The organism is Butyricicoccus pullicaecorum DSM 23266 (genome assembly GCF_900167005.1).
Classification (GTDB): Bacteria; Bacillota; Clostridia; order Oscillospirales; family Butyricicoccaceae; genus Butyricicoccus; species Butyricicoccus pullicaecorum.
The window spans coordinates 77,426-88,455 of sequence record NZ_FUXW01000007.1 but is presented as its reverse complement, the minus strand read 5'-3'; the positions used below and the strand labels follow the sequence as shown (position 1 = coordinate 88,455).

10 protein-coding genes are annotated in these 11,030 nt (G+C 54.7%); 2 read left to right on the top strand and 8 right to left on the bottom strand.

Annotated elements, in window-relative coordinates; translation table 11 throughout:
• Nucleotides 1–594 precede the first annotated feature (594 nt).
• On the top strand, nt 595–1,545 hold the full coding sequence (gene metA, locus B5D52_RS11560) for a homoserine O-acetyltransferase MetA (RefSeq protein WP_016146315.1): 951 nt from the start codon (nt 595–597) through the stop codon (nt 1,543–1,545).
• Between the two features lie 50 nt (nt 1,546–1,595).
• Nucleotides 1,596–1,760, top strand: a complete 165-nt coding sequence (locus B5D52_RS16245) for a hypothetical protein (protein ID WP_016146314.1) — start codon at nt 1,596–1,598, stop codon at nt 1,758–1,760.
• Between the two features lie 111 nt (nt 1,761–1,871).
• On the opposite strand, the gene B5D52_RS11555 is transcribed toward B5D52_RS16245, so the two are convergent.
• The 8 genes from B5D52_RS11555 to polA all read right to left on the bottom strand — a co-directional run bounded on the left by B5D52_RS11555 (nt 1,872) and on the right by polA (nt 10,928).
• The gene (locus B5D52_RS11555; RefSeq protein ID WP_016146313.1) at nt 1,872–2,513 is read right to left on the bottom strand and encodes a redox-sensing transcriptional repressor Rex; all 642 of its coding nucleotides are present in this window, start codon (nt 2,511–2,513) and stop codon (nt 1,872–1,874) included.
• A 33-nt stretch (nt 2,514–2,546) separates the two neighbouring features.
• Complete coding sequence (locus B5D52_RS11550) at nt 2,547–3,701, bottom strand: isocitrate/isopropylmalate family dehydrogenase (protein WP_016146312.1); 1,155 nt, start codon at nt 3,699–3,701, stop codon at nt 2,547–2,549.
• A gap of 15 nt (nt 3,702–3,716) precedes the next feature.
• Nucleotides 3,717–5,636 carry an aconitate hydratase gene (locus B5D52_RS11545; RefSeq protein ID WP_040332563.1) on the bottom strand — a complete coding sequence of 640 codons (1,920 nt, stop codon included), beginning with the start codon at nt 5,634–5,636 and terminating at the stop codon, nt 3,717–3,719.
• A 232-nt stretch (nt 5,637–5,868) separates the two neighbouring features.
• Nucleotides 5,869–6,897, bottom strand: coding sequence for a tRNA (adenosine(37)-N6)-threonylcarbamoyltransferase complex transferase subunit TsaD (gene tsaD, locus B5D52_RS11540; protein ID WP_016146310.1), 1,029 nt, complete (start codon nt 6,895–6,897; stop codon nt 5,869–5,871).
• A gap of 30 nt (nt 6,898–6,927) precedes the next feature.
• On the bottom strand, nt 6,928–7,161 hold the full coding sequence (locus B5D52_RS11535) for a toll/interleukin-1 receptor domain-containing protein (protein ID WP_016146309.1): 234 nt from the start codon (nt 7,159–7,161) through the stop codon (nt 6,928–6,930).
• Nucleotides 7,162–7,176: 15 nt separating this feature from the next.
• Nucleotides 7,177–7,629 carry a ribosomal protein S18-alanine N-acetyltransferase gene (gene rimI / locus B5D52_RS11530; RefSeq protein WP_016146308.1) on the bottom strand — a complete coding sequence of 151 codons (453 nt, stop codon included), beginning with the start codon at nt 7,627–7,629 and terminating at the stop codon, nt 7,177–7,179.
• Nucleotides 7,626–8,066 carry a low molecular weight protein arginine phosphatase gene (locus tag B5D52_RS11525; RefSeq protein ID WP_040332561.1) on the bottom strand — a complete coding sequence of 147 codons (441 nt, stop codon included), beginning with the start codon at nt 8,064–8,066 and terminating at the stop codon, nt 7,626–7,628. The genes rimI and B5D52_RS11525 overlap by 4 nt, the downstream gene beginning before the upstream one ends.
• 231 nt (nt 8,067–8,297) lie before the next feature.
• On the bottom strand, nt 8,298–10,928 hold the full coding sequence (gene polA, locus B5D52_RS11520) for a DNA polymerase I (protein WP_016146306.1): 2,631 nt from the start codon (nt 10,926–10,928) through the stop codon (nt 8,298–8,300).
• Nucleotides 10,929–11,030 lie beyond the last annotated feature (102 nt).

Here is an 11,030-nt window from a genome sequence, read left to right as displayed (position 1 = left end):
AATTTCAGGTTCGTATTTCAAGCATTTCGTTGTTTAATTTACAAGGTACAAAAAATCTTTGCCTTCAGCGATTTTTTGTACCGCGTGTCAATTTCATCAGGAAATTGACCAAGGTACCAACCGCTAAAGTTTTTTAAGCGCTCACCTTTCGGTGAAGTGCTTATTTATTTTACCAGACTCACTTTCGTTTGTCAAGCTCTTTTTTAACTTTTTTCGAAGTTTTTCGCGCTCCGAATCGCTAAATCTGAACTTTTCCAAACTTTTCGTCCGGTTTCGCTGATCAATCGGTCAGCCTATTTATAATACCACACCGAAGAGCCTCTGTCAATAAGTTTTTTAAACTTTCTGAAAACTTTTTGTTTTCAGGGTTCTAAACTTTACAGTTTTCATCGTATGGCAGTCACGACACAATTCGTTGACTTAATTAGAATATCACTCTCTTTGACATCTGTCAACTATTTTTTCTCATTTTTTGCATTTTCCCTCTTTCTTCTTATTCTATTTTGCGATCTTACTTGCCGGCCATCTTCCATTCTTCTGTCTACTGCGTTATAATGGTAAAGTACTATATTCCCGTTAAAGGAGAATCCGCTTATGCCGATCAAAATTGCCGACAGTCTTCCCGCACGCGCGGTGTTGGAATCGGAAAACATATTCGTTATGACCGAGCGCCGCGCAATTACACAGGACATCCGTCCGCTGCGCATCGCTCTGCTCAACCTGATGCCGCTCAAGATCACAACCGAAACCCAGATCTTGCGCTGTCTGTCCAACACCCCCCTTCAGATCGAAATCGATCTGGTACAGACCGAGACCTACAAGTCCACTCATACGCCGGAAGATCATTTACTGACATTCTACAAGACGTTCAACGACATTCGGCATAATCGATATGACGGTTTTATCATCACCGGTGCACCGGTTGAGCTGATGGACTTCGAACAAGTCGATTACTGGGATGAGCTGGTCGAGATCATGGAATGGACCAAGACCCACGTACATTCCACCCTGCATATCTGCTGGGGTGCACAGGCCGGTTTGTATCATCATTACCATGTACCCAAGTACGTTCTGCCCGAAAAGATGAGCGGTATCTTTGAGCACCGTGTTCTGGTGCCGACCGAGCGTCTGCTGCGCGGCTTCAACGATGTCTTCTTTGCCCCGCACAGCCGTCACACCGAAGTGCGTGCATCCGATATCACCAAGCATCCCGAGTTGCGTCTGCTCTCGGTTTCCGATGAGGCCGGCGTCTACATTGTAGAAGCACGCAATGGCCGTCAGATTTTCGTGCTCGGTCATTCGGAATATGATCGCGACACGCTCAAGCAGGAATATTTCCGCGATCTGAGCCGCGGTCTGGAACCGCAGATCCCGCGTCACTACTTCCCGAATGATGACCCGACGCAAGAGCCCAAGGTCACCTGGCGTTCGCACGGTCAGCTGCTCTACACCAACTGGCTCAACTACTACGTCTACCAGACCACGCCGTACGATCTGAGCGCCGAGCAATCTTTCGACGATCCGTTTGAGGATTTTGAAAAATAAGCTCATGTTTTCGCCCGATCGTGCACATACTGCATCCGAGGTGATGCAATATGATAAAGCGACCGCATGTACAGCAGACCTGTTTCCGATTGGAACCGGAAAAGCGGCTGTGTCCCACGACCGATAGTGCCAGCATCCGCACCTATCGCCTAGCGTCCCCCGGTGAAATGGGATTTCGCGTCGTGGACGATTTCTGTCAGGAGCACATCCAATAACCCGCAGGCGGAGGACTTCCTCCGCCTCTTATTTTACCCTTTTTCTGGTATTCTATCCCAAAATCACATAAAAAAAGACCGCTGCTTCGTATGGAACAGCGGTCTTTTGATTTACTTTTCCTCGGTCTGATTGACCTGGTAGCACAACGTCATCAAATTGTCTGAAAAATGCACGTTTTCAACCGGTACACCCAGATTTTCCAAGTGCAAATCTTCGCCTGTGAAATTCCACAGTCCGCGCACACCGTGCTCTACCAGCTTACGCGCAAGCGCGGGTGCGATTGCATGCGGTACGGTCAAAACCGCAATATCTGGCTTATGCTGATCGACATACGCGTACAGTTCGGACACGTCACGCACGGTCACGCCGTTCATGCCGCTGCCGATGACCATACGGTCACTGTCAAACGCACACAGCAATTTAAATCCATTGCTCTCAAAGCTGAAATTCTTAATAAGCGCTCGGCCCAAGTTGCCCACACCGATGAGTACCGCGGTGTGTGCGCGCTTGAGTCCCAGAATGTCCTCCAGCCCTTCGCACAGCTTTTCGATGCTGTATCCATAGCCCTGCTGGCCAAAACCACCGAAACAGTTAAAATCCTGACGGATCTGGGAGGCGGTCAGACCCAACATTTCCGCTAACTTACGCGAAGAAATGCGCGTCTCGCCCTTTGCCCGCAGAGAGGATAGGTGCCGGTAATACCGCGGCAAGCGCTGAATCACCGCGCGGGATACATTCTGTTTTTTCTCCATCCGGACAACCTCCTGTCAGGTTTATTTGATCATTTACAGCGACGCAATGGTCTCCAGCACATAGTCGGTGAACTGCTGTGCGGTCGCACCAGTGTCGCGGCCGGTGATCACATACTTCTTCTTCTCAAACATGCAGATATCCAGCGCACGATCGAGCTTCTTCGCCAGCTCGATTTCACCGATATGCTCGAGCAGCATGACCGATGCACGCAGAACCGAAGACGGATCGGCGTACTGTGCACGGCCTTCCTGTACCATACGCGGTGCAGAACCGTGGATTGCCTCGAACATTGCGTAACGCTTACCGATATTTGCAGAACCTGCGGTGCCAACGCCGCCCTGGATCTCAGCCGCCTCGTCGGTGATGATATCACCGTACAGGTTGGGCAGAACGAATACCTTAAAGTCACGGCGACGCTTGTCGTCAATGAGCTTTGCGGTCATGATATCAATGTACCAGTCGTCGAATACAACGTCCGGATACTCAGCAGCGACCTTTTGGCAGGTATCCAGGAACTTGCCGTCGGTGGTCTTGATGATATTTGCCTTGGTGACACAGGATACACGGTTCTTACCGGTCTTGTGTGCGTAGTCAAATGCCAGACGTGCGATACGCTCGCAGCCCTGCGAGGTAGCGACCGTGAAATCGATGAACAGATCGTCGCCAACCTGTACGCCCTGCGAACCGACTGCATAGCCGCCCTCTGTGTTCTCACGATAGAAGGTCCAGTCGATGCCCAGCTCGGGTACCTTGACCGGGCGCACGTTTGCGAACAGATCGAGTGCCTTACGCATAGCAACGTTTGCCGACTCGACGTTCGGCCACGGATCGCCCTTACGCGGGGTCGTGGTGGGTCCCTTCAGGATAACATGGCAAGCCTTGAGCTCTTCCATGGTATCGGGCGGAATAGCGCAGCCCAGCTCAGCACGGCGCTCAATGGTCAGGCCATCAATCACGCGGAACTCAACCTTGCCAGCCTTGACCTTATCTGCCAGCAGCGTCTCGAGGACGTGCTGACCCATACCGGTAATCATCGGGCCGATGCCGTCGCCGCCGCAAACGCCGATGATGATCTTATCGAGCTTGGAATAATCGATAAAATCGCCCTGATCCTTCATAGCCTGAATGCGAGCCAGCTGGCTCTCGATTACTTTTTCAAACTGCTCACGAGTCTTTTCGGGTAACATATCTGCAAATCCTCCTTAGTGCTGCTTCTTTGCGTAATTCAGAGTACCGCCTGCGAGCAGTGCGCCGCGCTGACGGTCGGAAACGTCACAATCTGCCTTGAAGGTACGGCCGCCGCAAACGACGGTAACCTGACCGCCTGCCGCGATCTCCTCGCGGATGTTGGGCAGAGAAATGACATCTCCCAGATTGATCTTGTCGTAATCTGCCGGATCGGCAAAGGTCAGCGGGATGATACCCGAGTTAACCAGATTTGCCTTGTGAATACGTGCAAAGGACTTGGTCAGCACCGCACGCACGCCCAGATAGAGCGGAACGAGTGCAGCATGCTCACGGGACGAACCCTGACCATAGTTTGCACCGCCGACGATTACGCCGCCGCCCTGCTCCTGGCAGCGAGCCGGGAACTTGGGATCGACATTGATGAAGCAGTAGTTGGAGTAATACGGGATATTCGAACGATACGGCAGCAGCTTGGAGCCTGCGGGCAGAATGTGGTCGGTGGTGATGTTGTCCTCGGTCTTGAGAACGATTTTGCCGGCATAGCTGTCTTCCAGCTCGTGACCGAGCGGGAACGGCTTAATGTTCGGACCGCGGCGTACTTCAACCGTGGACGGATCTTCTGCGGGCGGGATGATCATGCTGTCGTTGATGTCAAAGTGCTCGGGCATCTGGATCTCGGGTGCCTCGCCCAGCGTACGCGGGTCGGTCAGCACGCCGGTCAGCGCCGAAGCGGCTGCAACCTCGGGAGAAACCAGATAAATCTGTGCGTCCTGAGTACCAGAACGACCCTCGAAGTTACGGTTGAAGGTACGCAGCGATACGCCTGCCGACTCGGGCGACTGACCCATGCCGATGCAGGGGCCGCAAGCGCACTCGAGGATACGCGCACCGGCTGCGATGATGTCGGACAGCGCACCATTCTTTGCGAGCATGTTGAATACCTGCATAGAACCCGGGCTGATGGTCAGCGAAACGTCGGGATGTACATGCTTGCCCTTGAGGATGGCTGCAACCTTCATCATATCATAGTAAGAAGAGTTGGTGCACGAGCCGATGCAGCACTGGTTGACCTTGATCTCACCGATCTCGGAAACCGGCTTTACATTGTCCGGCATGTGCGGCATCGCTGCCAGCGGAACCAGATTGTCCAAATCGACCATGTATTCTTCGTCGTAAACCGCGTCCGGATCGGATGCCAGCGGCACATAAACCTCTTCGCGTCCCTGTGCCTTGAGGAATGCACGGGTCACTTCGTCAGACGGGAAAATAGACGTGGTTGCACCCAGCTCTGCACCCATGTTGGTGATGGTTGCACGCTCGGGAACCGACAGCGTTGCAACGCCGGGGCCTGCATACTCGACAATCTTGCCGACGCCGCCCTTAACGGTCATCTGACGCAGTACGTCCAGAATAATATCCTTTGCTGCAACCCAGGGCTTCAGCTTGCCGGTCAGCGTGACGCGAACCATCTTCGGCATCGGGATGTAGTATGCGCCGCCGCCCATTGCGACTGCGACATCCAGACCGCCTGCGCCGAAAGCCAGCATACCGATACCGCCGCCGGTCGGGGTGTGGGAGTCCGAACCGATCAGGGTCTTGCCCGGTGCGCCGAAACGCTCGAGGTGTACCTGATGGCAGATACCATTGCCCGCCTTGGAGTAGTAGATGCCGTGCTTCTTGGCCACTGTGCCGATGTACTTATGGTCGTCCGCGTTCTCAAAACCGGACTGTAAGGTGTTGTGATCGATGTAGGCCACCGAGCGCTCGGTCTTGACCTGATCGACGCCCATTGCCTCAAATTGCAGGTAAGCCATCGTGCCGGTCGCATCCTGGGTCAGCGTCTGGTCGATGCGAAGACCGATCTCCTCGCCCTTGACCATCTCGCCATCCACCAGATGTGCTTTCAGGATTTTTTCTGCAATCGTCATGCCCATGATATCAAATCGCTCCTTGTTTTTGTCCCTGACACGGGTGTCAGACATACCGTGCCCTGCGTTTTTCCGAAAACGCAGCAAAATGGCGGCTTCCACAGCCTTCTCCACGAAGAAAACACCGGTTTTCTCCGTGCCCAAATCGTTTTTATCAAATGAGGCTTTGTCACAAAGCGCAAAACCTTTTATTATTGTACCGCATTTCAGCACAATTTACCAGAAATATTTTGCCGCCTCAGCGGATTTTTCGACAGACCTCTTCGCTGATCTCAGCGGTTGCAAAGGCATTCTGTGCCGTCGTGCCCAGATGACCTGCCAAAAACTCGTAATACGCCTGCGCACCGATCATCGCCGCATTGTCACCGCACAGCGAGAGCGGCGGCAGATACAGCTGCACGCGCTTGCTTTTTGCCATGTCGGTCAGTGCCTGACGCAGCCAGGAGTTCGCCGCAACACCGCCTGCACAAACGACGTCCTTCACGCCAGTCTCGTCGATCGCATGCGCCAGTCTGGGCACCAGGGTATCGACAACCGCACGACAGAACGAAGCCGCCAGACCGGATTTGTCGATGGTCTCGCCCTTCTGCTCGGCGTTGTGCGCAAGGTTGATGACTGCGGTCTTGAGTCCCGAGAACGAAAAGTCCATCGGCGCGTCCTTGACATGGCTGACCGGCAGCTTGTATGCATTCGGGTCACCACCGACTGCCATCTTGTCGATCTTGGGGCCGCCCGGATAGCCGACACCCAGTACACGCGCAACCTTGTCGAACGCCTCGCCCGCTGCGTCGTCTCTGGTACCGCCCAAAATCTCAAAGTCGGTGTAATCGCGCACCAGCACGATCAGCGAGTGACCACCCGAGGCCACAAGCGTCAAAAAGGGCGGCTTCAGGTCGGGAAATTCCAGATAATTGGCCGCGATGTGTCCGCGGATGTGGTGTACAGGAATAAACGGTTTGCCCAGCGAGAACGCCAGCGATTTGCCGAAGTTTGCACCGACCAGCACTGCGCCGATGAGTCCCGGTGCGCAGGTCGCAGCGACCGCGTCCACCTCGTCCGCCTGCATGCCTGCCTGTTCCAGTGCACATTCGGTCACGCGCACGACCGCTTCCATGTGACGGCGCGAAGCGATCTCGGGTACGACACCGCCGTACAGCGCGTGTGTCTCGACCTGCGAGTCAATGATATTGGATAAAATCTTGCGTCCGTCCTCGATGACCGCTGCCGCGGTCTCATCGCAGGAGGACTCGATTGCTAAAATCTTCATACAGTCTCCTCTAGTTTGGTATGCGGACGATCAGCACCGTCCAATCACATGGCGCGCCTGCTCCTCATCCTTTTTGTCTACCAGAATGCGGTACTCAATCGCGGCATCCTGATTGCCGCCCCAGCGCATGCGCGCACCGCCATGCGGTCGAATATCCTTTTGCCGGATCACATAGTCAATGCCCGCCTGCTCGAGTGCATGCTGCATTTGGTACAGATCACGCTCGGAATAACTTACAAACACTTCGCGCTTGTCAAACAACATGATCCTCTTCCCCTTTCACGTTGCATCACGCAGTTGTAACGTCATCAAAATCGCGTCTTCTGTGGGTGCGCGGTAAAAATTTTTGCGCCGTCCAACCGGTTCATATCCGGCTGCCGTGTACAGCGCGATGGCCGGATCGTTGGACGCACGCACTTCGAGCGTCACAAACGCAAGCTGTGCCTGCTGCGCCCGCTCGGTCAGGGTCTGGATGAGCAGACGGCCAATGCCCTGACGGCGAAAATCATGCGAGACCGCGACATTTGTAATGTAGCCCTCGTCGAGCACGGTCTGACAGCCGACATAGCCGCACACGGTCTGGTTTTCATCCTCTGCGACCAGAAACAGACCTTTTCCAAGTTCTTCCCGCAGTGCATTCTCGCTCCACGGTGCATGAAAACACGCCCGCTCGATCTCGGCCAGTGCAGGCAAATGTCGCTCGTCCATCGGAACAATCTGAATCTGACTCATGCGCGTCCTTTCTCCAAATTTCCGATCAGCGCACCGACTGCATCCTTGAGCTGCGCCGCGCACGCACGATAGGTGGCAAGGTCACCGCCGAAGGGGTCGGCAACATCGACCGGCGACAGGGTGAACACCTTATCCTCCGCCCACGGCAGCGCTTCGACCAGCCGGTCGTAGTGCGCAGCCGTCATGCACACCAGATACTTGGCTTCCTTGGCCATCTCCGGGGTCAGCTGACGGGCGTGATGCTGGGACAGGTCTGCGCCCAGCTCAGCCGCTGCCTTGACTGCATTTTCCGAGGCCGGCAGGCCATCATGTGCAAACAAACCAGCCGACTGCGCGGTCAAGCCAGTGCGCGCCTCACCGTCCAGCGCACGGAACAAACCCTCTGCCATCGGACTGCGGCAGGTATTTCCGGTACATACAAAAATGATCTGATCCATAATACGATATTCCTCGAATCTTTCCAGACAGCCGATCATATCCATTTTCCGGATGTTCGGCTGAATCATCCGTTTTGAGGTGATACCGCCAAATCGGTATACGTCCCCATGATGAACGTATTGATTATACCACAGAACGCTCTATTTTTCTATGACCATTCCCAAAAATCCGTCCGTCCTGACCATGTACAGATAAAAAAAGACCACCCGCTGCCGGATGGTCTTGCTCTTTTACTTGGTTTCGTACCAGCTGTGTCCAATCTTGGCCTCAGCCACGAGCGGCACACGCAATTCGGCTGCATGCTCCATCTCTTCGCGCAGCAGGGCTGCCGCGCGCTCGGCTTCGTGCTCGGGTGCTTCCAGAATCAGTTCGTCGTGTACCTGCAAAATCAGGCGCGCTTCAAAGCCCTCGGCCTTGAGTCGGTCACGCACGCGCAGCATGGCGATCTTGATGATATCAGCCGCCGTGCCCTGAATGGGTGTATTCATTGCAGCACGCTCACCGAACGAACGCAGATTGAAGTTCTTGGAGTTCAGCTCAGGCAGCGCGCGTCTGCGACCAAACAACGTCTCGACATAACCGTTCTCCCGTGCACTCTGCTTGATGGATTCCATATAATGATGCACGCCCGGATAGGTGTCCAAATAACTCTGAATGAAAGCTGCTGCCTCCTTACGAGTCACACCGATATCCTGTGCAAGCGAAAAGTCCGAAATACCGTAGACGATACCGAAGTTGACCGCCTTACAGCTCGAACGCATCTGCGGAGTCACCTCTTCCACCGGTACGCCGTAGACCTTGGAAGCCGTGGTTGCATGGATATCCTGACCACCGCGGAAAGCCTCGATCATCGCGTCATCGTCTGCGACATGTGCCAGCACGCGCAGCTCGATCTGCGAATAGTCGGCATCGACCAGAACCCGTCCCTGCTCCGCGACAAACATGCGGCGCAGCTCGCGTCCGAGCTCGGTACGCACCGGGATATTCTGCAAATTGGGATCGACCGACGACAGACGGCCGGTTGCAGTGACCGTCTGCTGGAAGTGCGAATGGATACGGCCATCGGGTGCAATGACCTTCAAAAGTCCGTCTATATAGGTGCTCTTGAGTTTGGTCAGCTGACGGTATTCCAGCACGTCGGCAATCATCGGATGATAGCCAGCCAGCGATTCCAGCACCTCAGCACTGGTCGAGTAACCGGTCTTGGTCTTTTTCTTGTACGGCAGTCCCAATTCTTCAAACAGCACAACGCCGAGCTGTTTGGACGACTGAATGTTAAATTCATGTCCGGCAGCCTCATAGATCTGCGCGGTCAGTGCAGCAATGCGCGTGTCTAGCTGCTCACCAAAGGCGCACAGCTGGTCGGCATCGGCCTTGCAGCCTGCCTGCTGCATCTCAGCCAACACGGTCATAAGCGGCATCTCCATCTCGAAGAACAGCTTGTGCATGCCCTGCTCTTCCAGTCGTGCGGATGCCTCCGCGTAAATATCTGCAATCGCTTCCACATTGGCAGTCATCGCGGCAAGCGCGCTGTCCCGTCCGCCGAGCGGCGAAAATGCGTCCTCTGCGGTCAGGTCGACCTTGGGCAGTTCGCGGTTGAGATAGGACAGCGCAACACGCTCGAGGTCGTAAGCCGATGCCGTGGGATCGAGCAGATAAGCCGCAATGCTGGTGTCAAACAGCACGCCCTGCGCCGCCAGTCCTGCTTCGAGCAGCTCGACATAGGTCGGCTTGGCATCGTGCATGACAAGCTTGATCTCTCCGGCAAACAGACGTGCGGTCACGGTGTCCCAATCTGTTACTGAAAAGCTGTCCAACGACAGTAAATACACCGTATCCTGTGCAAGCAGCGCAAATGCACGCAGTCCGGGTGCGGCAAACAGCGGTACAGCCGAAAGCTCGGTCAGTGCATCCAGCTGCTTCTGTGCGCTTTCCAAGTCGGTCAGCTCTACGCGCTTGCGCTCCGCTGCGGTCGGTGCCGGTGCTTCGGTCTTGCTCAGTCCCAAACGCGTCAAGAAAGACTTAAATTCCAGACGGGTCAGCAGATCATACAGCGCATCGCGGTCCATCTGCACATCGGGCAGCGCCTGCATGTCGATCGGCAGCGGTGCATCCCGCTCGATCGTTGCCAGCCAATAGCTGTCCCGTGCGGCCTGCTCGCCGTTCGTCAGTTTGTCCCGCAGACCCTTTTTGATTTCCGGTGCATCCAGATGGCGATATACTTCGTCCAAGCTGCCAAAGGTGTGCAGCAGATTCATTGCCGTTTTTTCTCCGATACCCGGTACGCCCGAAATATTATCCGAGCTATCTCCCATCAGCGCCTTGAGATCGATCAAGCGAATGGGATCAAAACCGTACTCTTCTCGGAACGCCTCAGGCGTGATATCTCGACTGGTATCCTGTCCACCCTTAGACGATACCAGATGCACCGTCGTATGTGCACTCACCAGCTGCAAGCTGTCGCGGTCACCGGTCACGATCAGGCAATCGTCTCCCTGCTCTTCCGCCTTGCGGCTGATCGTACCAATCAGGTCATCAGCCTCATATCCGCCCTTCTCACAGCGGATAATGCCCAGCGCGTCCAGCACTTCCTTCATGACCGGCAGCTGCGCCGCGAGCTCGTCCGGCATGCCCTTTCGGGTCGCCTTGTAAGAGTCAAACTTCTGGTGACGGAAGGTTTTCTCCTTCACGTCAAAGCATACGATCGTGCGATCGGGGGTATATTCATCCTGTAAGCGGAACAGAGTCGACAAAAAGCCGTAAATAGCGTTCGTGGGTAAGCCGTCGTGGTTGGTCAGCAGCCGTACGCCGTAAAACGCACGGTTTAAGATGCTGTTGCCGTCAATCACCATGAATTTCATCGTTAACCTCATCATTCCTGCGGCCGCATACAGCTGCCGCATGTCCGAATTTTTTGCTATTGGTTTTATTATACGGCAAAAACAGTATCATTACCAGAGGCA